At 73.7% G+C, this 26,939-nt stretch carries 16 protein-coding genes and 1 pseudogene; 12 read left to right on the top strand and 5 right to left on the bottom strand.

The window, feature by feature from the left end:
* Positions 1-145: 145 nt before the first annotated feature.
* A complete protein-coding gene (locus ACWCPW_RS16435) occupies positions 146-730 on the top strand; it encodes a TetR/AcrR family transcriptional regulator (protein ID WP_449762228.1) in 585 nt (194 codons plus the stop codon).
* A 60-nt stretch (positions 731-790) separates the two neighbouring features.
* Positions 791-1,693, top strand: coding sequence for an MBL fold metallo-hydrolase (locus ACWCPW_RS16430; protein ID WP_449762227.1), 903 nt, complete (start codon positions 791-793; stop codon positions 1,691-1,693).
* A 68-nt stretch (positions 1,694-1,761) separates the two neighbouring features.
* On the opposite strand, the gene ACWCPW_RS16425 is transcribed toward ACWCPW_RS16430, so the two are convergent.
* Positions 1,762-2,856 (bottom strand): ROK family protein, encoded by a 1,095-nt coding sequence (locus ACWCPW_RS16425; protein WP_449762226.1) that lies wholly within the window; start codon positions 2,854-2,856, stop codon positions 1,762-1,764.
* Positions 2,853-4,238: an APC family permease gene (locus tag ACWCPW_RS16420; RefSeq protein WP_449762366.1), complete on the bottom strand. Its 1,386-nt coding sequence runs from the start codon at positions 4,236-4,238 to the stop codon at positions 2,853-2,855. The genes ACWCPW_RS16425 and ACWCPW_RS16420 overlap by 4 nt, the downstream gene beginning before the upstream one ends.
* A 316-nt stretch (positions 4,239-4,554) precedes the next feature.
* Between ACWCPW_RS16420 and ACWCPW_RS16415 the strand changes: the two genes are divergently transcribed.
* The gene (locus ACWCPW_RS16415; RefSeq protein WP_449762225.1) at positions 4,555-5,793 is read left to right on the top strand and encodes an ROK family protein; all 1,239 of its coding nucleotides are present in this window, start codon (positions 4,555-4,557) and stop codon (positions 5,791-5,793) included.
* 55 nt (positions 5,794-5,848) lie between these two features.
* Here ACWCPW_RS16415 and ACWCPW_RS16410 read toward each other — a convergent pair whose 3' ends face one another.
* Complete coding sequence (locus ACWCPW_RS16410) at positions 5,849-6,220, bottom strand: transposase (protein ID WP_449762365.1); 372 nt, start codon at positions 6,218-6,220, stop codon at positions 5,849-5,851.
* Positions 6,221-6,241: 21 nt separating this feature from the next.
* Positions 6,242-6,592: pseudogene (locus ACWCPW_RS16405) on the bottom strand (winged helix-turn-helix transcriptional regulator); the annotation flags it as partial.
* A gap of 94 nt (positions 6,593-6,686) precedes the next feature.
* Here ACWCPW_RS16405 and ACWCPW_RS16400 point away from each other — a divergent pair.
* A complete protein-coding gene (locus tag ACWCPW_RS16400) occupies positions 6,687-7,598 on the top strand; it encodes an imine reductase family protein (protein WP_449762224.1) in 912 nt (303 codons plus the stop codon).
* A 148-nt stretch (positions 7,599-7,746) separates the two neighbouring features.
* Here ACWCPW_RS16400 and ACWCPW_RS16395 read toward each other — a convergent pair whose 3' ends face one another.
* Complete coding sequence (locus ACWCPW_RS16395; RefSeq protein WP_449762223.1) at positions 7,747-8,907, bottom strand: FAD-dependent oxidoreductase; 1,161 nt, start codon at positions 8,905-8,907, stop codon at positions 7,747-7,749.
* A gap of 446 nt (positions 8,908-9,353) precedes the next feature.
* On the opposite strand from ACWCPW_RS16395, the gene ACWCPW_RS16390 reads away from it, so the two are divergent.
* The 8 genes from ACWCPW_RS16390 to ACWCPW_RS16355 are packed head-to-tail and all read left to right on the top strand — an operon-like array spanning position 9,354 to position 26,919.
* Positions 9,354-12,755 carry an amino acid adenylation domain-containing protein gene (locus ACWCPW_RS16390; RefSeq protein ID WP_449762222.1) on the top strand — a complete coding sequence of 1,134 codons (3,402 nt, stop codon included), beginning with the start codon at positions 9,354-9,356 and terminating at the stop codon, positions 12,753-12,755.
* Positions 12,752-18,349, top strand: coding sequence for an amino acid adenylation domain-containing protein (locus ACWCPW_RS16385; protein WP_449762221.1), 5,598 nt, complete (start codon positions 12,752-12,754; stop codon positions 18,347-18,349). Before ACWCPW_RS16390 ends, ACWCPW_RS16385 begins: the two co-directional genes overlap by 4 nt.
* The gene (locus tag ACWCPW_RS16380) at positions 18,346-19,860 is read left to right on the top strand and encodes an AMP-binding protein (RefSeq protein ID WP_449762220.1); all 1,515 of its coding nucleotides are present in this window, start codon (positions 18,346-18,348) and stop codon (positions 19,858-19,860) included. Before ACWCPW_RS16385 ends, ACWCPW_RS16380 begins: the two co-directional genes overlap by 4 nt.
* The gene (locus ACWCPW_RS16375) at positions 19,857-23,057 is read left to right on the top strand and encodes a non-ribosomal peptide synthetase (RefSeq protein WP_449762219.1); all 3,201 of its coding nucleotides are present in this window, start codon (positions 19,857-19,859) and stop codon (positions 23,055-23,057) included. The genes ACWCPW_RS16380 and ACWCPW_RS16375 overlap by 4 nt, the downstream gene beginning before the upstream one ends.
* A complete protein-coding gene (locus tag ACWCPW_RS16370; protein ID WP_449762218.1) occupies positions 23,054-23,272 on the top strand; it encodes an MbtH family protein in 219 nt (72 codons plus the stop codon). The genes ACWCPW_RS16375 and ACWCPW_RS16370 overlap by 4 nt, the downstream gene beginning before the upstream one ends.
* Positions 23,269-23,535, top strand: a complete 267-nt coding sequence (locus ACWCPW_RS16365; RefSeq protein WP_449762217.1) for a phosphopantetheine-binding protein — start codon at positions 23,269-23,271, stop codon at positions 23,533-23,535. The genes ACWCPW_RS16370 and ACWCPW_RS16365 overlap by 4 nt, the downstream gene beginning before the upstream one ends.
* The gene (locus tag ACWCPW_RS16360) at positions 23,528-24,991 is read left to right on the top strand and encodes a condensation domain-containing protein (protein ID WP_449762216.1); all 1,464 of its coding nucleotides are present in this window, start codon (positions 23,528-23,530) and stop codon (positions 24,989-24,991) included. Before ACWCPW_RS16365 ends, ACWCPW_RS16360 begins: the two co-directional genes overlap by 8 nt.
* Entirely contained in the window at positions 24,988-26,919 is a 1,932-nt protein-coding gene (locus ACWCPW_RS16355) for a N,N-dimethylformamidase beta subunit family domain-containing protein (protein ID WP_449762215.1), read from the top strand. The genes ACWCPW_RS16360 and ACWCPW_RS16355 overlap by 4 nt, the downstream gene beginning before the upstream one ends.
* Positions 26,920-26,939: the final 20 nt, after the last annotated feature.

The following is a 26,939-nucleotide window of genomic DNA, read 5'->3' as shown; positions in this document are numbered from 1 at the left end:
CGCCGCGCGGCGACGGCTCCGTGTCGATCGCCCGGGGTCGACCCGGCCCCGATCGGCCGTCGACGAATCGCCGGGGAGGATCCGCGGTGAAAAAAGTAGGTAGACCGGTCTAGTTTTTGTAGACCGGTCTACCTACTATCTAGCCATGGCAAGAAACAACGACACGCGCGAGCGGGTACTGGGCACCGCCGCCGACCTCTTCCAACGGCAGGGGTACTCCGGCACCGGCCTCAATCAGGTGCTGGCCGACAGCAACGCCCCCAAGGGGTCGCTCTACTTCCACTTCCCCGGCGGCAAGGAGCAGCTCGCCGCCGAGGCGATCACCCGCTCCGGCGGCGAGGTCGGCGAACGCCTGGCCGCCGTGGTACGGGCGGCGCGGGGCCCTCGGGACGCACTCGCCGGAATCGCCGCGCTGTTCGCCGACAACCTCACCGCGACGGACTTCCACAGCGGCTGCCCGATCGCCACGGTCGCGCTGGAGGCGTCGGCCGACAGCGAACCGATCCGGGTCTCGTGCGATCAGGCGTACGCGTCCTGGCTGGCCGGCCTCTCCCGCGCACTGGGCCACTGGGGCGTCGCCGAACCGGAGATCGAGCCGCTGGCCACGCTGATCCTGTCCGCCCTCCAGGGCGCGATCCTGCTCGCCAAGGTGCGCCGCGACGGCGCCGTCCTGCACACGCTCGGCGAGCAACTGGGCGCCTTGGTCGAGCAGTCGATCGAGACCGCGTAGGGCCGCGCGGACCGGCCGATTCCCGTGGCAACACACCCGACGAAAGCGAACGGATCCACCATGCGCGTACATCACCTCAACTGCGGTTCCATGGTCGAGATCGACCCCGCGGACGGCCCGGACAGTCCACTGCTCCCGGCCCGCGCGGTCTGCCACTGCCTGCTCGTGGAGACCGACTCGGCCGGCCTCGTCCTGGTGGAGACCGGTCTGGGCACCAACGACGTACTGCATCCGGACGAATACCTGGGCGCGGATTGGGTCGGCTACGCCGCGCCCGTCCTGGACCTGCGCGAGACCGCCCTGCACCAGGTCCGCGGGCTCGGGTACGACCCGCGGGACGTGCGGCACATCGTGCTCACCCATCTCGACCGCGACCACGCGGGCGGCTTGGCCGACTTCCCGCACGCCACCGTGCACGTGCACAAGGCCGAACACGCGGCGGGCATCGCCGGGGACGCGGACCGCTACCGTGCCGCGCAACTCGCGCACGGCCCGCGCTGGGCGACCTACGCCAGTGAACAGGGCGACCCCTGGTTCGGCTTCGACGCGGTTCGCCGACTGGACGGGTTGCCCGAGGAGATCCTGCTGGTCCCGCTCGGCGGCCACACCGAGGGCCACAGCGCGGTCGCCCTGGACATCGGCGACCGCTGGCTGCTGCACGCCGGCGACGCGTACTTCTACCACGGCGAGGTCGACCCCGACGCTCCCCGATCGCACCCGCTGATGGACGTCGTGCAACTCGCCGGGGAGGTGGACCGACCACTGCGCCTGGGCAACCACGCCCGCCTGCGCGAACTCGCCCGCCTGCACGGCGACGAGGTCGAGGTCTTCTCCGCGCACGACCCCTGGGAGTTCCAGCGCTATGTCCTCGCCGAGCCGATTGCCGCCGGCCGGGACGCCGGCTCGAACATCCTCGACCCGCACATCGCCGGTGCGAACCCGGCCGGAACTGCCCGCGATTGAGGCCGGCCCGGCACGGCCGACCTGCCGGGGCCGGGCCCGTCGAGCCCGACCGACCGAAGCCGGGCCCGTCAGGCCCGACCGGCGTTCGAGCCCACCCCCGCACCGGCCCCCGGGTGCCGTGGCAGGATCCCCGCGGCCAGCGAGAGCGCGCCCCGCAGCGAGGCGTCCTGGAGGAAGCGCGCCGGCACCACGTCGGGCGGGAACGGCGCCGCCGCGCGCACCCGTGCGGCCAGCGCCGCCAGGACCCGGGGGGCGGAGTGCATCAGGCCGCCGGTGACCGCGATCCGTTCCACATCCAGCGTGATCGCCAAGTTGGCGACGTGTAGCGCCAGTTCGTCCAACGCCTCGTCGACGAGCGCGCGTACCCGTGGATCCGGATCGGCGAACAGCGCGGCGGCGTCCACCTCGCGGCCGAGGAGTTCGCTGCCGCGCGTGGCCAACCCGATGCCGGAGGCGTACTCCTCCAGGGGTGCGCGTCCCGCGCCGAATCCGGTGTCGGCGCGCCCGCGCAGCAGGTAGCCGATCTCGCCGGCCGCCCCGTTCGCGCCGCTCACCACCCGCCCGCCGAGCACGATCGCCGCGGCGATCCCGGTGCCGACGGTGAGCAGGAGCGCCGGGTCCGCGCCGCGCAGCGCGCCCCAGCGCGATTCCGCCAGCGCGGCGCCCTTGGCGTCGTTGCCCACCGCGACCCGATCCGGGTCCAGGCCCAGCCCCTCGCCCAACGTGCCCGCGAGGGCCAGGTCCTGCCAGCCGGGCACGTTGGGGGCGAGCAGGATGCGGTCGGGCAGCACGATGCCGGGACTGACCGCGCCGACCGCCGAGCAGTGTGCTCCCGTGGCCGCGGCGGTCCGCGCGACGAGTTCGCGGGCCGCCTCGATCGCGCGCCGGACCGCCTGGACCGCGCCCTCGCGGGCGTCGGTGATCAGCCGGCTCCTCGCCAGCACCGTGCCGTCGGGACGCGCGGTGGCCAGCGCGATCTTCGTACCGCCGAAGTCGATCCCGCAGACGAAGGCCGCGCCCGTCCCCGCGCCGGAGCGGGCGATCGCTCGCTCCGGCGCGGGGACGGTGCCGGGGGTACCCGGGGTGCTCGGGGTACCCGCGGTGCTCGGGAGGCCGGGGGCGCCGGGAGTACCCGCGGTCCGGTCTCGGTGGAGCGCCGTCATGCGGGCTCCGCGACGTTGCCCGCGCCGACGACGCCCGTGCCGGCCTCGGGGTCCGTCCGGTCCAGGTAGCGCTCGTCGATCTCCCGGGGGCCGAACGGCCAGGTGCGTTCCACCTTGGCCCACACCACGAACGCGGCGCAGCCCAGTGCCACCCAGGCCAGCGCCCACTCGATCGGGTGGCGTCCCGGCGAGTTCTTGTCGGCGTAGCAGAAGATCGCGATCCAGCCGACCAGTGCGACCAGGGCCGGCACCGGGTACAGCCACATCCGGTACGGGCGGTCCAGGCCGGGTTGCCGGCGGCGCAGCACGATCAGCGCGGCGACCTGGGAGACCGCCTGGACGATCACCATCACGGCGGTGAGCAGCACGATGATCGTGTTGAAGTCGGTGTGGTTGCCGATCAGGAAGCCGGCCGCGGTCACCGCGCCCATGGTGAGCAGTCCCACCGTCGGGAAGCGGTGGCGCGGGTGCAGTCGGGAGAACTGTTTGAAGAACACCCGGTCGCGGGCCGCGTCGTAGGGCACCCGCGAGCCGCCGAGCAGGCCGGCGAACACGGACGCGAACGCGGTGATCAGGATCAGTACGGTCACCGTCTGCGCGGCGCCCTTGCCCCACGCCTTCTCCAGGACCAGCGAACCGATCGAGGAGGAACCGGAGATGGTGTCGGTGTCGGTGACTCCGAGCACGCCGATCTGCATGATCAGGTAGATCGCCATGATGCCGAGGATCGAGTAGACGATCGAGCGCGGCAGCACCCGGCCGGGGGTCTTGATCTCGGCGCCGAGGTAGGCGGTGGTGTTGTAGCCGAGGTAGTCGTAGATGCCGATGTTGAGGCCGCCGACGAAGGCGAGCCAGAAGCCGGTGGTGCCCAGGTCGAACGCGCCGTCGGGGTAGGTGAAGGCCAGGTCGGCGTCGAAGTTCGTGTAGCACGCGATGATCACCGCCCCGACGCTGATCAGCATGACCACCCACATGACGCTGCTCAACAGGCCGATCGACTCGATCCGGCGCCACAGCAGCAGGACCACCAGGATCACCACGCCGACGCCGACGAGGTCCCCCTCGGTCTGCGACATCGAGGGCCACAGGTATTGCAGGTACTGCACCATGCCCAGCACGCCGGTGGACATGATCAGCGGGATGAACAGGATCGCGGTCCACACGAACAGGAACGGCATCAGCCGGCCGGTGCGGTATTGGAACGCCTCGCGCAGGTAGATGTAGGTGCCGCCGGCGCCGGGCATCGCCGCGCCGAGTTCGGCCCAGATCAGGCCGTCGGCGAGGGCGAGCAGGGCGCCGGCGAGGAAGCCGAGGATGGCCTGCGGGCCGCCGAAGGTGCCGACCATCAGCGGGATGGTGACGAAGGGTCCGATGCCGCACATCTGACTCATGTTGATCGCGGTCGCCTGGAACAGGCCGATCCGGCGGACGAATCCGCCCTCCGACGTGGTCGCTCTTGGGCCGGCGCTCACCGTGAACCTCCAGAACAGGGGACGCCCCCGGAGGGAAGCCGGGGGTCGGAACGGGGGTGCGGAGGTGGGAACTTCGTGGTGCGACCCGGCGCGTGCCGGCGCCGGTTTGTAAAGTAAAATTCCTTAACTAATCCCCGTCAAGGGTGTGCCCGGATCCGACCCACATCTTTGCCCTTCCATGGCCGTTACAGTGGCGCGATCACCTCGACACCATGACGGAGAGCCGATGACCTCAGGTGGGATCCCACCGGAAAACGACCCACCCGCCGTGGCGCACTGGAACCGGGGCGTGCTGCGCAGCATCAACGAGCGCGTGCTCCTCGACCGGGTACGCGCCGCCGCACCCATCTCGCGCGCCCAACTCGCCCGCGACACGGGCCTGTCCAAGCCCACCGTGTCCACCGCACTGGAGGCGCTGGAGCGCGCGGGGCTGGTCCGCGCGGTGGGTCTGGAGACCGGCGCGCGCGGTCGGGCCGCGCTGCTGTACGAGCCGGATCCGACCGCGGGCTATGTCGTGGGCATCGACGTCGGGCGGTCCTGGATCCGGGTCGCGGTCGCCGATCTGGACGGCCGGTTGCTGGCCCGGCAGGACCGGCACAACCGGGCCCGCACGTCGGCGACCATGCTGGCCACCGCCACCGACCTGGCCCGGACCGTGGTGGCCGACGCGGGTCTGGCGCCGACCGCCGTGGTACACACGGTGATCGGCTGTCCGGGCGTGTACGACCGTGCGGCCGACCGGATCCGCTACGCGGTCAACCTGCCCGGGTGGGGTCGCCCGGGACTGCGTGGACGGATGGAGACCGCACTGGGCACCACGGTGGACATCGTCAACGACGCCAACCTCGCCGCGCTCGGCGAGTACCACAGCGGGGCCGGCGTGGGCTGTCCGCTGTTCGTGTACGTCACCGTCGGGACCGGTCTGGGCATGGGCATCGTCGCCGACGGACGGCTGTTCCCCGGAGCCTCCGGCGCGGCCGGCGAGATCGGCTTCCTGCCGCTGTCGCCGCGCCCCTCGGACCGGGTCGGGCACGGGGCGAGCGCGCCGGTGCCGCGTCGCGGGATGTTGGAGGACGCGGTGTCGGCCGACGCGGTGGTACGCGGCGCACGGGCACTGGGGATGACCGGGACCCTCACCGCGAAGGGCGTGTTCGACGCGGCCCGGCGCGGGGTGGAACCGGCCGCGGGGGCGGTGCGGCACGAGGCGCAGCGGCTCGCGCACGTGGTGGCCGCGGTCACCGCTGTGCTCGATCCCGAACTCGTGGTGCTGGGCGGCGGGATCGGCGCCAACGCCGACCTGTTGCTGGCCCCGATGACCGCGACGCTGCACGAGTTGACACCGCTGCGGCCCAGGGTGACGGCGAGCGGCCTGGGCGAGGAGGCGGTGCTGCTGGGCGCGGTCGCCACGGCGGTGTCCACGGCCCGCGAGAGGGTGTTCGCGCACCACACGATGGCGCAGGGCTGAGCGGGCCGCGAAGCTCGGGGCCCACCAGGGCGTTCCGCGTGGGAGCGAGGCGACGTCAGGCGCCTGCGTCGGTCCGGGCGGGTGTGGGTCGGCGTGCCACCTCGCCCAGCCGGCCGATCAGGGTGCGCAACACGCGTGTCTCGCCCGCGTCCACGCCGGACTCGGCGAGGCGGGCGTGCAGCGTGGCCAGGACCGCGGCCCAGGTGCCGTCGGCACACCAACGCCGGTGTCGGGCGTACGCGGTACGCCACGGGCCGAACCTGCCGGGCAGATCACGCCAACGGGTTCCGGCCCGGAAGCGGAACAGCACGCCGTCGACGACCTGGCGGTGCCCCCGCCACCGACCGCCCGGGCGGGTGCCGTCGGGTAGCAAAGGGGCGAGCAACGCCCATTCCGCGTCCGCGAGTTCCCCCTGCTCGCCGACCACTGACAAGACGATCAGCCGGTCCGCGTCGGCCCCGGGGTGCGGCGCGTCGCCGAGCAGGTGGGCCCGCCCCCACGCGCCGAGCGGGCGCAGCGCTTCGTTCAGCGACGCCCCGAGCGGGGTGAGCGAGTACTCGACGCGCAACGGCAGTTCGTCGTATTCCTCACGGTGCACGATGGCGTCCCGCTCCAGCTCGCGCAGATGCGACGCGAGTACCTTCTCGGTGATTCCGGGTACCAGCCTGCGCAGTTCGCCGAACCGGCAGGCGTGTTCGTCCAGGGCCCACAGGATCAGCACCTTCCACTTGCCGCCGACCACGTCCATCGCCGCGTCGGTGCCGCAGACGTACGCTCCCGGCCTGCGTGCGCTCGCCATGTCGCTCCCCTCGCCCGTGCGCCCGGGTCCGCCGGCGCACGCACCCCGAAGTGCGTACTTGTTCGACTCGGCGGCTGCGACCAGCCTATTCGGCATGGAATCCAACCTCTCCCGGACCGATCCGCGCGGCACCGACACCGCCGGCCCGACCCCACTCGCCCTGCTCGGCCTCGGTGCCATGGGCGGCGCGTTGGCGCGCAGTTGGCTGGAGGCCGGGCATCCGCTGACCGTGTGGAACCGCACCCCGAGTCGGGCCGAACCGATGGTCGCCGCCGGGGCGACGCTCGCCGCAACCGCCGCCGAGGCGGTCGCCGCGGCCGATCTGGTGGTGGTCTGCCTGCTCGATCACGCCTCGATGCGCGCAACGCTGGCCGGCGTCGACCCGGCCGGCAAGGACCTGGTCGACCTCACCACCGGCACGCCCGCCGAGGCCCGCGCCGGCGCCGCGTGGGCCGCCGAGCGCGGGGCCCGGTTCCTGGCCGGCGGGGTGCTGGCGATCCCGCCGATGATCGGCCTGCCCGGCGCCGGCGGCTCGGTCCTGTACAGCGGTTCGCGGGAACTGTTCGCGGCGCACCGCGACACGCTGGCGGTTCCGGCCGCGACCGGGTACGTGGGCACCGACCCCGGCTTCGCCGCGCTGCACGACGTGGCCCTGCTCAGCGCGATGACCTCGATGTTCGCCGGCATCTCGCACGCCTTCGCGCTGATCCGCGGCGAGGACATCGCGCCGGGTGCGTTCGCCGCGCTGCTCACCGACTGGCTCGTGGCGATGGCACCGGCCGCGCACCGCGCGGCGGCCCAACTGGAGAGCGGCGACTACCGCTCGGGGGTGGCCTCGACCCTGGCCATGCAGGTCGCGGGCGCGCCGACGCTGCTGCGCACCGCGGCCGAGCAGGGCGTCAGCACCGAACTGCTGCTCCCCTACCTGGCCCTGATGGAGCGCCGGCTGGCCGACGGGCACGGCGACGAGAGCACGACCGGGCTGATCGATCTGCTCACCGCCTGACCGATCCGGGCCGGGCACCGCGCGGCCCACCCGACCGCTCCGGGCCCGGCGCCGGGCGGCGCGGCGCGCAGGGGTCACCCGGCCTCGGGTCGCTCCGGGCCGGCGCCGGCCGAATATCGCCGCTCGGTGCCGATTTCGAGCAGGCCGCTCACGGCAGTTCGAGCTGCGGCGCGTGGTGTGCGCTGGTCCCGTCCAGCGCGAGGTCGGCGCAGATCCGGCCGAACATCGGAGCGAACTTGAACGCCCAGCCCGCCGCCTGGACCACGACCCGTTCCCCGTTCGGCACCCGGGCGGGCAGCGGACCCAGGAAGAACTGCCGCTGCGGGTCGAGGGGGAGCGCGGCCAGGCACGTGCCGCGCCGTACGGGGTGCGGCGACAAGCCGGGCAGGTGGGTGCGCACCCAGTCGGCGGTGTCCCGGATCCAACCGGCGTCCGGTACGGCCGTGGCGTGCTCGGCGTCGGGCAACTCCCGTGCGGCGTCTGGGGCGACCCGGATCAGGTCGCTGCCGGTCCACGGGTTGTGCCCGTAGCCGTAGCACCCGCCGCCGTCGGGCAACGCCCCGAAGGCGTACCAGGTGGGGTAGTCGGTGTCGTGGGTGCGCCGGGTGAAGTAGGCCGAACTCTGTTCGAACACGCGCAGGTCCAGCGCACAGCCCAGGGGTGCGAGCAGGTCGTTGGTGAACGGCCCCGAGGTCACGATCGCGGTGTCGCAGCGGTACCCGGCCCGCTCGGTGCGAATCGTGACACCGGTGCCGTCGGGTTCGATGGCCAGGGCCGGTTCGTACTCGTGGATCCGCACGCCGGCACGCAGGGCGAGGTGGACGAGGGTGTCCAGGGTGCCCTTGACGTCGATCACCCCGCCGTCCGCCTGGTGCAGGCCCCGGTAGTCGCGGGGCAGGTCGGCGAGGCCGAACCGGGTGCCGATCTCGGCTGCGGACATCGTTTCGAAGGGTACGTCCAGGCTGGTCAACACCTCGGTGGCGGCCCGCATTTCGCCGCGGGTGCCGGTGCCGTCGGACCGGCCCAGCCACAGACTTCCGGTCGGGTGCAGCAACGGGCGCCCGGCGGCGGCCTCCAGCCTGCGCCACAGCGGCACGGTGTCCAGGACCAACCGGCTCCAGTGCTCCTGGGCGTACTGGATGCGCCACTGTCTCTCCAGTCCGGCCGAGCCGCCCCGGTCGTTGGACATCGCGAACCGATCGAGCACCAGCACCGATCGCCCTCGGGCGACGACCTCGACGGCGGACGCGAGACCGATCGCGCCGCCGCCCACGACCACGACATCCGCGGCTTCCGACGGCCGAATCATCGACGACCTCCATTACCCAAAGTAATCGGATAGACACTTTAAGGGAGCGGTTCCGGCGCAACAATCCCCGTCACGTCGCGACTTCACCGCGCGACCGGCGCGAACAGGTCGCGCGCGCGGCCGACATACCGGCGATTTCCGGCCGGCGCGAGCATCGCGACCGAGGAACACCCGGTTGGTCTCCGGGGCCGGTCGGGCGGGTTCCGCTTGCTTCGAGGTCTGGACCAATATTCGATTTGGTATAGACCATTGACACCTTGTCGATGGCACTCCTAGCGTGGCCGACGCACGCCACGGGGGCGGACTTCGATCGGGCGACGTCAGGTCGTCCGACGCGCCGCCGTGCCGGGGCACGACGCCCGCGTCGGGCCCCGGAAACGGGAAGACGGCACGGCCGTTCGGTCGGCGCCGCACCTCCCTGGGGCGATGCCGGCGAGGGGGTCGAGATGGACGACGAACGAACGCTTTCCCGGGCGCGGATCGAGCCGACCGGGCACCGGGAGCGGATCGCGTCGACCGCATCCGCCCGCACGCCCGGCCGGCCGCACGCCGCGGTGTTGTCCTTCGGCCAGGAACGGCTGTGGTTCCTGGACCGTTTCGAGCCCGGCGACGCCGCCTACAACATCCCGTGGGTGCTGCGGCTCACCGGCCCGCTCCGGCCGGACGCGCTGCGCGCCGCGTTCGACGGCGTCGTCGCCCGACACGACGCGCTGCGTACCCGATTCCCCGACGACCAGGGCCGCCCGGTCGCGGTGATCGAACCCCCCGGCCCGGTCCCGATCGAGACCGTCGACCTGAGCGGACCGGGCGCCGACCGGGCCCTGGACCGGGTACTCGCCGCCCGGGTCAACGCGGGCTTCGACCTCGCGCTCGCTCCACCGCTGCGGGTGACCCTGATCCGGCTCGACGCGACCCGACACGTGCTGTGCGTGGTGCTGCACCACATCCTGGCCGACGGCTGGTCGCTCAACCTGCTCCGCCGCGAACTCGAACTGCGCTACAGCGCGCACCGCGACGGCGTGGACCCGGTGTTCGCGCCGCTGCCCTCCTACGCCGAGTACGCCGCCCGGCAGCGCGAGGCCGACCCGGACACCGACCGGGCGATCGACTACTGGCGCCGACAACTGGCCGACCTGCCCGCGTTCGAACTGCCGTCGGACCGCCCGCGTACCGCCGACACCGGTTCCGCCGCCGGCTTCCACACCCGCCGCATCGCCGGCATCGGCCCGCTCCTGGACGCCGTCGCCCGGGCCCGGCGTTGTACCCCGTTCATGATCCTGCTCGCCGGCTACCAGGCCCTGCTGCATCGCCACGGCGGACAGCGCGACTTCGCCGTCGGTGCGCCGATCGCCGGACGCGGCGAGATCGAACACGAGGAACCGATCGGCTACTTCTCCAACACCCTGGTCCTGCGCGCCGACCTGCGCGGCGAGCCGACCTTCGGCGAACTCCTGCGACGCACCCGCAAGACGGCGCTCGGCGCCTACGGGCACGACCGCATCCCGTTCGAACAACTCCTCGCCGAACTGCGGGTGGACCGCGACCCGGCCGCCCCGGCGCCGCTGTTCCAGACCCTGCTGACCGTGCACACCCAGGACCAGGACACCGCACCCGCGCACCGCTTCGCCGACCTGACCGCGGCGGAGGAGGACGGCGGGCATCGGGCCGCCAAGTTCGACCTCTCGCTCGACATCCGGCGCGCCGGCGACGACCTGATCGCCGTGTTCGGTTACCGCACCGCGCTGTTCGACGCGTCGACCGTGGCCGACCTGGCCGAGCGCCTGGAGATCCTGCTGCGCGGCGCGCTCGCCGACCCGGACACGCCCGTACACCTGCTGCCGCTGCTCACCGCACCGGACCGCGCGCGGCTGCGCGAACTCCGCCCGCACCCCGCCCCGGTGACGTCGAGCGGATCCGTCGAGCCCGCCGAGACGGTGCCCGCCGCCATCGCCCGGGTACCCGGCGACCGGATCGCCCTGCGCACCGCCGACGAGACCGTCACCTACCGCGAACTCGACCGGCGCGTCGGCACGTTGGCCGCCCGACTGCGCGCTGCCGGCGTGCGTCCCGGTGCGCTGGTGGGCGTGCTGTGCCCGCGCGGCCCGGACGCGATCGTGGCCCTGCTCGCCGCGTGGCGCGCGGGCGCGGCGTACCTGCCCATGGATCCCCGATACCCGCCCGCCCGGCTGGAGTTCATGCTCACCGACAGCGGGACCCGGGTCGTGATCACGGACGGCGCGTACGCCGACGGACTGCCGGAGGACGTGCGCGTCGTACGCGTGAACGCCACGCACGGCGCGGCACCCGCCGACCCGGCCCGAAACGCGAGCGGCGCACGCACGCACACCGCAGACACCGCGGACACCCCGGACACCGGGATGCCCGCCGACCCGGCCCGAAACGCGAGCGGCGCACGCACGCACACCGCCGGGACGCCCGCCGACGCGGTCGAGATCACGCCGGAGCACCCCGCGTACGTGATCTACACCTCCGGCTCCACCGGTACGCCCAAGGGCGTCCTGGTCCCGCACGGCGCGCTCGCCGCCCGGATCCGGTGGATGCGGCGCGGTTACCACATCCACGCCGACGACCGGGTGTTGCACAGCGCGTCCCTCAGCTTCGACACGCATGCCGAGGAGCTCTACCCCTGCCTGGCCGCCGGCGCCACCCTGGTGCTGCCCGCCCCGGACGCCACGCTGCCCGACGTGCTCGCCGAGGGCGGCGCGGACGACGTCACCGTGCTCGACCTGCCCACGCCCTACTGGCACGAACTCGTCGAGACCGGCGCCGACACCATCGCCTGGCCGCCCGCGCTGCGCCTGCTCATCCTCGGCGCCGACCAGGTCCGGCCCGGCGCCGTGGCCACCTGGCGCGCCAGGTTCGGCGATCGGGTGCGCCTGGTCAACTCCTACGGGCCCACCGAGACCACGATCATCGCGACCACCGCGGACCTGGGCCCCGCCGACGCCGACCGCCGGCCGCCGATCGGCACCCCCATCGGCGACACGCACCTGGTTGTCGCCGACCCGTACGGCAACCCGGTCCCACCCGGCGTGCCCGGCGAACTGCTGGTCGGCGGCGCCGGCGTCGCGCACGGCTACCTGGGTCGCCCCGCCGCCACCGCCGCCGCCTTCGGGCCCGACCCCGACGGGCCGCCCGGCACCCGCCGCTACCGCACCGGCGACCGGGTCCGGCTGCGCCCGGACGGGCAGTTGGAGTTCCTCGGCCGACTGGACGCGCAGGTCAAGGTGCGCGGCCACCGGGTCGAGCCGGGCGAGGTGGAGGCCGCCCTGCTCGCCCGCCCGGGCGTGGTCCAAGCCGCGGTCGTCACGCGCGAGCAGGCCCTGGTGGGCTACGTCGTCACCACCGCGGACCTGTCCGTGCCCGAACTGCGCGCCGACCTGGCCGGCCGGCTGCCCGCGCATCTGGTCCCCGACGCGCTGGTGCGGCTGGACCGGCTGCCGCTGACCCCCAACGGCAAGCTCGACCACCGCGCGCTGCCCGCGCCCGACCGCCGCGCCGACCAGGCGCACGGCTACCTCGCACCGCGCACCTCCGCCGAGGAACTGGTCGCCGAGATCTGGATCGAGGTGCTCGGCCTGGACAAGGCGGGCGCCCTCGACGACTTCTTCGAACTCGGCGGCCACTCCCTGCTGGCCACCCGCGTGGTCGCCCGGATCGCCGCCACCGCAGACCTCACCGTGCCGCTGCGCACGCTGTTCACCCACCGCACCCTCGCCGGGTTCGCCGCGGCCGTCGAAGACCTCCTGGTCGCCGACCTGGAGGCCCTGGACGACGACACCGCCGAGCGGCTGCTCACCGGCGAGAGGAACCGTCCGCAGCCATGAGCACGGAATCTTCAGCACGCGCGACCACGCTCTCCGCGACCAAACGCGAACTCCTGGAGCGGCGGCTGCGCAGACGCGCCGACTCCGGTCCGGTCATCCCGCGCCGCCCGGAAGGCACCGTCCCGCCGCTGTCCTACGCCCAGGAACGCCTTTGGTTCATGGAGCAGTTCGCGCCCGGCACGGTCGCCTACACGATCCCGATCGCGCGCCGCCTGCGCGGTGCGCTGCACACCGACGCGCTCGGCCGGGCGCTGACCGACCTGGCCGCCCGGCACGAGACGCTGCGCTCGCGCTACGTGGTGGACGAGGACGGGCAACCGCACCTGGACATCGCCGAGCCCGCGCCGGTCCCGCTCACCCGCGTCGAGGCGGCCGACGAGGAGCAGGCGCTCCTGCTGGTCACCGCCGCCATCGCGGTGCCGTTCGACCTCGCCGAGGGCCCGCTGTTCCGGGCCCTGCTGATCCGACTGGCGCCGCGGGACCACGTGCTGCTGCTGACCGTGCACCACAGTGTCGGCGACGGCTGGTCCAGCGAGATCATGATCCGCGACGTGCTCGCCGGCTACGCCGCGCACACCTCGGGCAGCCCGGCGCCGCCCGGCGAACCCCCGGTTTCCTACGGCGACTTCGCGATCTGGCAGCGCGAGCGGCTGACCGGCGAGGCGCTCGCGCGCGAGACCGCGTACTGGCGGACCGAGCTGGCCGGGGTCGAGCCGCTGGAATTGCCCACGCGCGGGCCCAGACCGGCCCGGCAGACCTTCGACGGCGCCGGATACGGGTTCGAGGTCGATCGCGAACTGCTGGACCGGCTCGGCGCGCTGGCCCGCGAACGCGGCGCGACGTTGTACATGGTGCTGCTCGCCGCCTTCCACCTCGTGCTCGCCCGGCACAGCGGACAGCGCGCCTTCGCGGTCGGTTCGCCGGTCGCCGGTCGGCCGCACCCCGAGGTCGAGGACCTGGTCGGGATGTTCGTCAACGTGCTCGCGCTGCGTGCCCGCACCGACGGCGACCCGACCTTCGCCGAACTCCTGGACCGCACCCGGGAGACCTGCCTGGAGGCGTACGCGCACCAGGAGTTGCCGTTCGCGCAGTTGGTCACCGAGCTGAACGTGGCGCGCGATGTGACCCGCTCGCCGGTGTTCCAGGCGGTGCTGGCCGTACAGAACTACGCCACCGCGAACGCCGCCGATCACGAACGCGGGCTCGCCGCCGAACCGTTCGGCATTCGGGCCGGGGGCACCCGGTTCGACCTGGAACTGTTCCTGATGGAGTGGCCGGACGGGCTGCGCGGCGCGTTCAACTACAACACCGACCTGTTCGACGAGGCCGCCGTCGCGCGCCTGGGCCGACACCTGGGCCGGCTGCTCGCGGTGCTGGCCGACCGGCCGGACGTCCCGGTGTCCACCCTGGACGGCCTGGACCCGGACGAGCGCGAGTCGATGCTGACCCGGTGGAACGACACCGCCGCGCCGGTGCCGGCGGACGCCACCCTGCCGAGCCTGATCGCCGCGCAGATCGCCCGCACCCCGCGGGCCGTCGCGGTCGCGCTGGACGGGCGCACCTGGACCTATCGCGAACTCGACACCGCCGCCGACCGGGTGGCGCACCGGCTGCGGGCCGAGGGCGTGCGCGCGGGCGACCTGGTCGCGGTCAGCGCCGAGCGCTCGCCCGAGTTGGTGGCCGCCCTGCTCGGCGTGCTCCGCGCGGGCGCCGGGTATACCCCGCTGGACCCGGAATACCCGGCCGAGCGCCTCGCGTTCATGCTCGCCGACTCGGGCGCGCGGGTCCTGCTCACCCACCGACGCCTGCCGGTGCCCGCCGACTGCGCCGCGCGCGTCCTGCCCGTGGACGACCTCGCGGACTGGCCCGCTCCCGCGCCCGGCGAACTCGCCGACGTGGCGCCCGCGCCCGACGACGTCGCGTACCTGATCTACACCTCCGGCTCCACCGGCCGGCCCAAGGGTGTGCCGAACACCCATCGCGGCATCGTCAACCGCGTCACGTGGATGCAGGACACCTACCGGCTCACCGCCGCCGACGCGGTGCTGCAGAAGACGCCGGCGAGCTTCGACGTGTCGGTGTGGGAGTTCTTCTGGCCGCTGACCACCGGCGCCCGCCTGGTCCTGGCCCGCCCCGGCGGCCACAAGGACGCCGCCTACCTGCGCGACGTGATCGCCGAACAGGGCGTCACCCTGGCCCATTTCGTGCCCGCGATGCTGAACGTGTTCCTGGCCGAGGAGGACGTCGAACGCTGCGCGTCGCTGCGGCGGGTGGTGTGCAGCGGCGAGGAACTGCCGCCGGACGCCGTGCGGACGTTCCGCGCGCGGCTGCCGGACTGCGCGTTGGCCAACCTGTACGGGCCCACCGAGGCCGCCGTCGACGTCACCGCGTGGGAGTGCGCGGGGTCGGTCACCACCGTGCCGATCGGGGCGCCGATCCACAACACCCGGGTGTACGTGCTCGACGACGCGATGCGGCCCGCGCCACTGGGCACACCCGGCGAGTTGTACCTGGGCGGGGTGCAGGTCGCGCTGGGCTACCACCGCCGCCCCGGGCTGACCGGCGAGCGGTTCGTGCCCGACCCGTTCGGGCCGCCCGGCGCCCGCCTGTATCGCACCGGCGACCTGGCCCGGTGGCGCCCGGACGGCACCCTCGCCTTCCTCGGCCGGCTCGACGGCCAGGTCAAGCTGCGCGGGCTGCGGATCGAACTCGGCGAGATCGAAGCGGCGTTGCGGGCCCGGGGCGGGATCGACGAGGCCGCGGTGGTGGTGCGCGAGGACAGCCCCGGAGACAAGCGCATCACCGCCTACGTGGTCCCGGCCCACGATCCGGCCGAGCCGGACGCCGCCGGATTCGACACCGTCGGGATCGACGCGGAGTTCGACACCGGGTTCAACGCCGGGTTCGACGCCGAGGCCGCGCGGGACGCGCTCAAGCGCACCCTGCCCGACTACATGGTGCCCGCCGCGTTCGTCGCGCTGCCCGCGCTGCCGCTGACCCCCAGCGGCAAGCTGGACCGCGAGGCGCTGCCGGCGCCGGCGGCCCGCCGCTCCAAGGGCGCCGCCGACGCGCCGCCCACCACACCGGCCGAGCTGCTGTTCGCCGGGATCTGGTGCGACGTGCTCGCACTGCCCGAGGTCGGCGTCGACGACGACTTCTTCGACCTGGGCGGCCACTCGCTGCTGGCCACCCAGGTGGTCGCGCGCGCCCGCCGGCAACTCCCGGGGATCGGCGGCCGGGCGGTCAGCGTGATGGACGTCTTCACGCACAAGACGATCCGCGAGATCGCCGCGCTGTCCACCCTCTCCGAGGCCGAACGCGGCCCGGCCCGGCTGCTGTACCGGCTCGGCAAACCCGTACCGAACGTGCGCCGCACCTTGTCCCTGGTCTGCGTGCCGTACGGCGGGGGCAGTGCGGTGGTGTACCAACCGCTCGCCGACGCGTTGCCGGACACCCACGACCTGTGGTCGGTGGCGATCCCCGGGCACGACGTCGGCGTCACCCAGGAGCGGCTTCCCTTCGACGAGCTCGCCACGCGGATCGTCGCCGAGATCCAGGAGCGGGTCGAGGGGCCGATCGCGCTGTACGGCCACTGCGGCGTCGGCAGCGCGCTGATCGTCGCGGTGGCCCGTCGACTGGAGGCGGCCGGACGCGAGTTGGACGCGGTGTACATCGGCGCGCAGTTCCCCTTCGCCCGCCCGCGCGGCCGCGTGCTGAGCGCGCTGAGCAAGGTCGCCGCGCTCGAACCGCTGCTCGGCGACCGGGTGTACGCCAACTGGCTGACCTCGATGGGTGCCGACATGGCCGACCTGGACGCCGATCAGATGAAGTTCATCATCGGCAACATGCGCCGGGACTCGGCGGCCGCCGAGGAGTACTTCACCGAGGCGCTGTCCGACGACCGGCCCCGACTGCGCGCCCCGGTCGTGTCCGTGATGGGCGACCGCGACCCGGCCGCCGACTTCCACCAGGAACGCTTCCGCGAGTGGTGCGCCATCGCCGACCGGGTGGCGCTGGTGATGCTCGACGAGGCCGGCCACTTCTTCCTCAAGCACCGCGCCGACGACCTGGCCGAGGTGATCACCCGCGTGCATCCGGCGCTGGTCGCGCACGACACCGACGCGCTGCCCACCCGCGAGGCGGACGGCCCCTGGTGGTTCCACGGCGCCGCCGGACCGCCCCGGGAGCCCGGCGGGCCCAAGGACACCGCCACCCGCGAACCCCAACCCGGGATGAGCCGGTTCCTGCTGGTGGCGTTCAGCCAACTGGTGTCCATCACCGGCTCGGCGCTGACCGAGTTCGCGCTGCCGATCTGGATCTACCTGGAGACCGGCTCGATGGGCCGGTTCGCGCTGTACGCGGTGATCGGCATGCTGCCCGGCATCCTGATCGGCCCACTCGCCGGCGCCATCGTGGACCGGCTGGACCGGCGCAAGGTGATGCTCGCCGGCGATGTGGCCGCGGGCGGCACCCAGGGCGTGCTGTTGCTGTTGCTGAGCACGGGCAACCTGCACCCGTGGCACATCTACGTGTTGCTCGGATCGTTGTCCATGGCGCTCACCTTCCAGCGCCTGGCCTACGCCTCCGCGGTGCCGCAACTGGTGCCCAAGCAATACCTCGGCCACGCCAACGGAATCGTGCAAATGGCGGGCGGAGTGGCCCAGTTCGTGGTCCCGCTGATCGCGGTGGGGCTGATGGCCGGGATCGGCCTGCGCGGCATCCTGATCCTGGACGTGGTCAGCTACGCGGTCGCGATCACCATCATCACGTGCGTGCGGTTCCCGCGCACGCTGCCCTGGCGTCGCCGCGAGTCGCTCACCGCCGAGATCAGACACGGCTTCACCTACTCCTGGCGACACCGGGGCTTTCGGGCCATGTTGTTGTGGTTCGCCGTGCTGAACCTGTTCCTGTCCCCGCTGTTCCTGCTGACCACGCCGCTGGTGTTGTCCTTCGACTCGCTCGGCGGCGCCGCACGCGTGTCGATGGCGGCGGGCGCCGGGGTGATCGTCGGCGGCATCGCGATGGGCTTCTGGGGCGGCCCGCGCCGGCAGCGGCTGCGCGGCATGTTGTGGCTGGCCGCCGGATTGGCCTGCGCGTCCGCGTTCACCGGGCTGCACGCGAGCCTGTGGGTGGTGGGGATCGGCGCGTTCGGAATGTCCTGCGCGCTGTCCCTGGTCAACGGCGTCTACACGACGATCGTCCAGGTCAAGGTGCCGCAACGCTTCCACGGCCGGGTGTTCGCGCTCAACACGCTCGTCGCGTGGTCCACCCTGCCGATCGGGCACGGCATCATCGCCCCGCTGGGCGCCGGGCTGTTCGAGCCGTTGATGGCCGACGACGGACCGCTCGCCGGCTCGGTCGGCACCGTGATCGGGCACGGCGAGGGCCGCGGCATCGGTCTGCTGTACCTGGTCTTCGGCGCCGCGATGGTCGCGATGGTGGTGATCGGCCTGCGTCTGCCGGTGCTGGCCCGATTCGACCGGGACGTGCCGGACGCGCCACCCGACGACGAGGTCGGCATCCAGGAACGCGAGCGCCGGCTCCGGGCCGAGGCCGTCGAATCCGCGCCCGCCCTCGCGGAGGTGTCGAGATGAGCACCAGCACCCGCCCGCGCCCGCTCCCGGCCGTGCGCCGGGCCCCGGAGAGCCTGTCCGCGCTGCTCGCGCACCGCGCCGAACTGGAGGCGGAGCGCCCGGCGATCCTCAGCGGCCGGGAGAAGTTGACCTTCGGCTCCTGGCACGAACGCGCCGACGCGGTCGCCGCCGGGCTGAGCACCCGCGGCGTCGGCGCCGGCGACCGGGTCGCGCTGTTGTACGGCAACGGCGACTGGATCGACTACGCGACCGCCTATCTGGGCGTCCAGCGGGCCGGCGCGATCGCGGTGCCGATGTCGGATCGCCTCGCGCCCGCCGAGGTGCGACACCTGCTGCGACACAGCGGGGCCGCCGCCGTGCTGCACCGCGCGCAACTGACCCCGCCCGACGCCGGCACCGGAGCCTGGACCGCGCCGGTCGAGGACATCGAGACCTACCCGGGCAGCGAACTCCCGCCGCCCGCGCCCGGCGACCTCGCGCAGATCCTGTACACCTCCGGCACCACCGGCACGCCCAAGGGCGTGGCCGCCACCCACGCCAACCTCGCGCACGGCTGCACGCTGGACGCGCGCCGCCGCCCGCTGGGGCACTCGGCGCACTTCCTGCACGCCTTCCCGGTCGGCACCAACGCCGGGCAGACCATGCTGATCAACGCGCTGGACGCCAAGGCGACCGCGATCGCCGCACCGCGCTTCACCCCCGGCCACTTCGCGCGACTGATCGAACGGCACGCGGTGGGCAGCGTGTTCGTGGTCCCGGCGATGGCGATCGAGTTGCTCGGCACGGACGCCGTGCGGCGCTGTGACCTCTCCGGGGTCCGACTGCTCGGCTCCACCGCCGCCGCACTGCCGCAGAGCGTCGCGCTGGGTCTGTCCCGGCTGTTCCCACAGGCCCAGATCGTCAACTACTACACCTCCACCGAGGCCGCGCCCGCGCAGACCACGATGCTCTTCGACCCCGAACACCCCGACTCGCCCGGGCGGCCCGCGTCGCTGCGCGACCTGCGGGTGACCGACGACGCGGGCCGGGTGTTGCCGGTCGGCGAGACCGGCGAGGTGTGGCTGCGCTCGCCGACCACGCCGCGCTCCTACTACGGCGAGGACAGCGATCCCGCGGTGTTCTCCGGGCGCTGGGTGCGCATGGGCGACCTCGGCTACCTGGACGCGGACGGCTTCCTGTACCTGGTCGACCGCGAGCGGGACGTGATCAAGTCCGGTGCGTACAAGGTGTCCACGTTGCAGGTCGAGGACGCCCTGCACGAACACCCGGGGGTGATCGACGCCGCCGCCTTCGGCGTCGCGCATCCCGTGCTCGGGATGACCGTCGCGGCCGCGGTGGTGCCCCGGGGCGATCTGACCACCACCGAGCTGCGGGTGTTCCTGATGGAGCGCCTCGCCGCACACGAACTGCCCGGACACGTGCTGTTCCGGGAATCCCTGCCGCGCAACGAGGGCGGCAAGATCCTCAAGCGTGAGCTGCGCCGGCTCCTGGACGACGAGGTCCGACCATGACTGTGACGAACGATCAGATACCTCCGACGACCGAGGGCGAAGGTGTGCGAGGCACCGCACCGCACGCCGCGGCGCTGCCCTTCGCGCCGCTGTCCGCCGCCCAGTTGGGCGTGTGGGTCACCGAGCGCACGCTGCCCGCCGAGTCCGCCTACCACCTCTCGGTGCTGCTGCGCTTCGACGGCCCGCTGGACGTGGCGGCGCTGGAGACGGCGTGCGCGGCCACCATCGCCCGGTACCCGGTCCTGGCGTCGGCGGTCGGCGAGGCCGACGGCACGCCCGGACTGGTGCCGGCCACGCCCGCGCCGATGCGGCGCGCGCCCGCCGACGACGCCACGGTCGAGGCGCTGATCCGCGCCGAACTCGCCATGCCCTTCGACCTGTACGCCGGGCCGCTCACGCGCTTCACGCTGTTCACCCTCGCCCCCGACCGGCACACGCTGGTGGTGACCGCGCATCACGTGGTCTTCGACGGGACGTCCAAGGAGATCGTGGTGGCGGGCCTGGCCCGGGCCTATCGCGCGGCCCGGGACGGCACGGCCGCGACCGGCACGGCGGTCGACGCACGCGCGCTCGCGGAGACGATCGAGGCCGCCGGCGCGGGGCCGGCCGGACCCGAGACGGACTCCACCGCGGTGTGGGCCCGGCACCGCGAGGAGCCGGGCCGCGCCGTGCTACCCGGCCTGCTGCCCACCACCCGCACGGGCCGCGAACCCGCGCCCGGCGTCGCGGTGCCGTTCACCCTGGGCCCCGAATCGGTCGCCGCGCTGGAGGAGGCCGCGCTGCGGCTCGGCGTCACCCACTTCGAACTCCTGCTCGCGGCCTGGCACGCGCTGCTGTTCCGCTACGGCAACCCACGCGTGCGCACCGCGGTGGAACTGTCCACCCGTGCCCCGGCCGACCTGCGCCGCGTGGGTCTGTTCGTCAACGAACTCCCCGTCTCCTCGCGGCCGGGCTCCGAGCGGGAATTCGGCGCGTTCGCCCGCGAACTGCGCGCGGAACTGCGCGCCCTGTACGCCTTCCGGGACGTGCCCTACAGCCACACCGTGCGCGGGCTCGGCCCCAGGACCGCACTGACCGAGCTGACCGTCAGCTACCGGCGGCGCACCCGCGCGATCGAACCGGTCTTCCCCGGCGTCGAGGCGCGGGTCGAGTGGATCGTGCTGCCGCCGACCGCGCGCAACACCGCGCATCTGCAACTGGTCGAGGGCCGCGATCGCATCGACGGCGCGCTGCACGTACCCACCGACGCGTTCGCGCCGGGCGTGGCCGCGCGCATCCCCGGCCACTTCACCACCCTGCTCACCACCGCGCTGGCCGACCCCGAGCTGCCGATCGGCGACCTGCCGCTGCTGAACGAGGCCGAACTGGTCCGCGTCCTGCACGCGGACAACGCCACCGACACGCCCTACCCGGCCCGGGACACCGTCGTCGACCTGTTCGCCGCACGGGCCTCTGCCGCCCCGGACACGGTCGCCGTGGTGTGCGCGGGACGGTTCCTGACGTATCGCCAGGTGGCCTCGGCGGCCTATGTGTTCGCCGACCGGCTGCGCGCGGCCGGGATCGGCGCGGGCGACCTGGTGGGCATCGAATTGGCGCGCACCGGCGAACAGGTGGCCGCCGTGCTCGGCGTGCTCGCCGCCGGCGCCGCCTACCTGCCGCTGGACCCCGGCTACCCGGCCGAACGGCTCGCCTTCATCCGCGCCGACGCGCGCGTCGCGGCGCTCGTCACCGCGGACGGCGCGCGACCGGCCGGCACGCCCGCCGAGGTCCCGACGCTGACCGGGCCCGACCTGTACGGCCCCGACCGGTTCGGCCCCGAACCCGGCCCGGTCGAACCGCCGACCCGTCCCGAACCGGGCGATCCCGCCTATGTCATCTACACCTCCGGCTCCACCGGCCGGCCCAAGGGCGTCGAGGTCTCGCACCACGCGCTGGCCAACCTGCTGGCGACCATGCGCGACCGGCTCGGCGCCACCTCGGCGGACCGCTGGCTCGGACTGACCTCGCTGTCCTTCGACATCTCCACCGTCGAACTGCTGCTGCCGCTGATCACCGGCGCGCGCGTGGTGCTGGTGGCCGACGACCGACACCGCGACGGCCCCGCGCAACTGGCCCTGCTGGAGCGCTACGCGATCACCCACGTGCAGGCCACGCCCAGCGGCTGGCGAGTGCTGCTCGCGGCCGGCCTGCACCGTCCCGGGCTGACCGCGATCACCGGCGGCGAGGCGCTGCCCGCCCCGCTGGCCACCGAACTGCGTGGCGCGGTGGGCCGGTTGATCAACGTGTACGGCCCCACCGAGACCACGGTGTGGTCCACCTACGCCGAGTCGGCCGGCGACGCGCCGCCCGGGATCGGGCTCCCGTTGGCGAACACCCGCGCGTACGTGCTCGACGCCCGGCTGCATCCGGTCCCCGAGGGCCTGGCGGGCGAGCTGTTCCTGGGCGGCTACGGCGTCGCACACGGCTATCTGGGCCGCCCCGGGCTGACCGCCGAGCGGTTCGTGGCCGACCCCTTCGGACCGCCCGGCAGCCGGCTCTACCGCACCGGCGACCTGGTCCGCCACGCGCCCGGCGGCGGACTGGACTACGTCGGGCGCACCGACGCCCAGGTCAAACTGCGCGGGCACCGGATCGAACTGGGCGAGATCGAGACCCTGCTCGCCGCACACCCGGACATCGCCCAGGCCGCGGTCCGACTGCTGGACGCGGACGGCGAACACGCCCGCCTGGTCGGCTATGTGGTGCCCGAGGCCGGCCGGCCCCCGGTGACGCCAGACCGGTTGCGCGCCCACCTCGCCCGCACCCTGCCGCCCGCGACGGTGCCCAACACCTTCCTCGTGCTGGACGCCTTCCCGCTCACCCCGAACGGCAAGCTCGACCGCGCCCGGCTGCCCGAGCCGGTCCCGGCCCGGCCCGAGCCGATCGACCCCACCGATCCCGCGGGCGCCCCGGGCGCGCCCGCCGACGAGGTCACCGAGACCGTCCGGGCGATCTGGGCCGAGGTGCTGCGGCTGGACGACATCGGCGTGGACGAGGACCTGTTCGACCTCGGCGGCCACTCGCTGACCATCACCCGGATCGCCGCGCGCATCCGCAAGCGGCTCGGCGTCGAGGTCCCGCTCGACGTCTTCTTCGACACCCCGACCGTCACCGGCGTCACGGACGCCATCCGCGAACTCCAGGAGCAGCAGCGATGAGCACCGACACCCAAACCCCCGAGGGCCAATACCGCGTGGTCGTCAACGACGAGGAGCAGCACTCGCTGTGGCCGCTGCGCACCGATCCGCCGGCCGGGTGGGTACCCACCGGATTCGTCGGCACCCGCGAGGAGTGTTCGGCGCACATCGACCGGGTCTGGCCGGACATCCGCCCGCTGAGCCTGCGCCGGCGCCTGGCCGGGGACGCGGCGTGAGCGCGGGGGCGCTGCGCGAGCGGGTGGCCGCGCTGATCGCCGAGGTCAGCGACGGCGAGGTCAGCGCGCGCGAAGTGCTGGACAACGACGGCTCGTTGACCGCGGTGGGGGTCAGCTCGCTGACCTTCCTGCGGCTGATCGACGCGCTGGAGGGCGAGTTCGACGTGTTCTTCGACCTGGACGCCGACCTCGACTTCGTCGAGGACCTGGACGGCCTGGTCGAGCGATTGACCCGAAACGGCGCGGCGGTGGGTGATGGTTGACACCGGCGCGCCGAGATCCCGGGTCACGGGCGAGGATCCGGTCGCCGGCGCCGATCGCGTCTCGGCGCAGTTCGCGGTCGCGGCCGGCGGCCCCGTCGAGGCGCCGCTGACGTGGGGTCAGCGGGCGATCTGGCAGGCCATTCGGCGGACCGCGCCCAGCGACCACTACTTCAACATGACCCGGGTGCTGCCGATCGCCGATCGCGGTCGGCCGGTGGACGTGGCCCGGGCGAGCGCCGCGCTGGGTCGGCTGATGGAACGTCACGACGCGTTGCGAACCCGGCTGGTGGCCGCCGACGGCGAACCCCGGCAGGTGCGGCACCCGGTGGGCGCGCTGGCCGTGGAGGTGGTCGAGGCGGCGCTGCTGGAGGACGCCGACACCGTCGCGGCGGCGGTGGCCGAGCGGTTGGGGGCGACCCGCTTCGACTACTTCGGCGCGTGGCCGATCCGGGTCGCTCTGATCGTGCACGGCGGCCGGGTGCGCTACGTGGCGCTCGCGCTGTGCCATGTGGCCACCGACGGGCACGGCGTCGAAGTGCTCGTGCGCGACCTGCGGCTGCTGATCCGGCGCGGTTCGGCCGGCGGCCCGACCTCGGCCGGACCACTGGACCTGGCCCACGAACAGTCCTCGACGATCGGCCTGCGCCGCGGCGAATCGGCGCTGGCGCACTGGGAGACGCACTACCGGCGGATCGCCCCGACGGTGTTCGCCGACGTGATCGCCGAACCCGCCGCGCCGCGCTTTCGCACCGTGCGCCTGGTGTCCGCGGCGCTGGCCAGGGCCACCGACGCGGTCGCGGTGCGCCATCGGATCAGCCCGTCCGCCGTACTGCTCGCGGGCGCCGCCGTGTTGGCCGCGCGCGCGGGCGGGCGGGACACCGCGGTGATGTTGCCGATCGTGGCCAACCGGTTCCGCGCGGACAGCCGCGACCTGGTCGCCACCCTGTCCCAGGAGGGCCTGTTCGTCCTGGACCTGGACCCTGCCGCACGCTTCACCGACCTGTTGCCCGCCGCGTGGCAGGCCTCGCTGCGCGCGTACCGCAGCGCCGGCTACGACCCGCACCGGTGGAACGAGCTGATGCGGCGGATCACGGCCGAACGCGGGACCCCGATCCGGCCGTTCTGCTGCTTCAACGACATGCGCCTGGTGGATCGGCCGCCGGCGGCCGGCCCCGCGCCGACCACCGCCGAACTGGACGCGGCGCGCACGCACAGCCGGGTCGAACCGGCCGGCGGGCACGAGTTCGTCGCGTGCCGGTACTGCATGCACGTGGTCGCCGAGGGCGACGCGCTGGTGGTCAGCGTCACCGGGGACACGGCGTACCTGCCGGTGCACGCGCTGGAGGCGCATCTGGTGGCGCTGGAGGACCTGCTGGTCCGCGCGGCGGGTGGGCGGGAGTTGCCGATCGGCGCGTTGACCGGCTTCGCGGAGCGTGTGGCGGAGCCGGTCGCATGAGCATCCTGGCGTACGCCGGCGCGACGTCCGTGGTCGCGGGCGGCCGGCTGCGCTTCCACCTCGCCCGCACCGGCGGGGGCGAGGTCCGCGGCGAGGTCACCGTCGTGGACGCGACCACCGAACGCGTGCTCGCGCGCACCCGGGTCGACGGTGGAATGTGGGAGTTGGAGATCCCGGACGACTGGCCCAGCTCGCTCTACCGGGCCGTGTTCGACGACGGCACCCCGCTCGCCGGCGTCGAACCCCTGGACCACGAGGCCTGGTTCGTGGTGCGCGCGGCACAGCCGGGGGCGGGCGCGCCGATCCTGGTGTCGGTGCCGTTCGCCACCTGGCAGGCGTACAACCGCTCCGGCGTACCCGGGCAGGGCCTGTACTACGCCGAACAGCCGGACCGCGCCGCCCGGGTCGGTTTCGACCGGCCCGGCGGCGGACCACCACCGGAGCGCTGGGAGGAGGGACTGCTTCGCTGGTTGCGGGCGACCGGCCGGCCGGTCGAGTTCTGCTCCGGCCTGGACCTGCACGGTGGTGACGAACTGCTGGGCCATTACCGGCTGTTGGTGATCAACGGGCACGACGAGTACTGGTCGCGGGAACAGCGGGACACCGTCGAGGGCTTCGTCCGCGGCGGCGGCAACCTCGCGATCTTCGCCGGGAACACGGCGTGGTGGCAGATGCGCCTGGAGGACGACGGCCGCACCATGGTGTGCCATCGCGACGCGGTCGCCGACCCGATGTCGGCGATCGATCCCGAGCGGGTCACCGTCGAGTGGTCCAGCGCGCCGGTCAACCGGCCGGAGAACACCATGACCGGCCTCAGCTTCCGACGCGGCGCGGGCGCGTGGGGAGAGGGCATGAAGGTGATCCGGGAGGAGGCCTACATCGCCCGGTTCACCGACCACTGGGTCTTCGCGGGCACCGGGCTGGCCGACGGCGACAAGTTCGCCCAGGGCGCGCTGGGCTACGAGACGGACGCGGCCGAACTGGACTGGAGCCGCGGCGTCCCGCGCGCCACCGGGCGGGACGGCACCCCGCCGACCTTCGTCGTGCTGGCCACCGCCGACCTGCGGCACTGGGCCCGCTACGGCCAGGGCGGCGACGCGGTGATGGGCACCTTCCGGCTGGGCGCCGGGACGGTGTTCAACGCCGGCACCATCAACTGGGGCAGCGCGCTGGCCGATCCGGTGGTGGACCGGGTCACCCGCAACGTGCTCGACCGGCTGGCCGCCGACCGGCAGCCGCAGTGGGAGGTGATCGGGCCCACCGGCGACATCCGCGCCCTCGCGGCCTGCGAGGACGTGCTGTTCGCGGTCGACACCGACGGCGCGCTGGTCTGCCGCGAGGTCAGCGGCCAGAACCTGCCGTGGCGCGCGCTCGGCATCGCCGGATCGGTGGTGGCGCTGGCCGCGGCGCGCGAGGCGTCCGGCCCGCTGCCGTTGGTGCTGTACGCGGTCACGGCGGACGGTCGGTTGTTGCGCCGTGCCCCGGTCACCCGGCCCGCGCCGTGGACCTCGGTCGCCCGCCTGCCCGCCGACACGATCGCGCTCGCGCTCTGTGACGGCGGCCTGTTCGCGGTATCCGCCGACGACACACTGCACCACGTGTCCGCCGCCGAGTTGCCCACCGACCCGGACGCCCGGGCGCCGTGGCGCGCGCTCGGCTCCGCGGGTGGCGCGATCGCGCTCACCGCGATGAACGGGCGGCTGTACGCGGCCGATCGGGACGGCCGGCTGGCCACCAGGCCACCGGTGACGGGTACCGCCGGATTCGCCCCGCTGGCCGGCGAGCCGGCGGAACCGGGCACGGCCCGGGCGTTGACCGGTCACGCGGGCAGCCTGATCGCCACCGCGCCGGGGGCTCGGGTGCGCCGTCGGGCGGCGGTACCGGCGCCGGCGCCCGGACCTGGGCCCGCGTCCGGGTGGGGGAGGTAGGCGGGTCGTCGCCCGGCCGA

This window comes from Embleya sp. NPDC001921, assembly GCF_053594475.1.
This window is presented reverse-complemented; position numbering and strand designations above follow the sequence as displayed.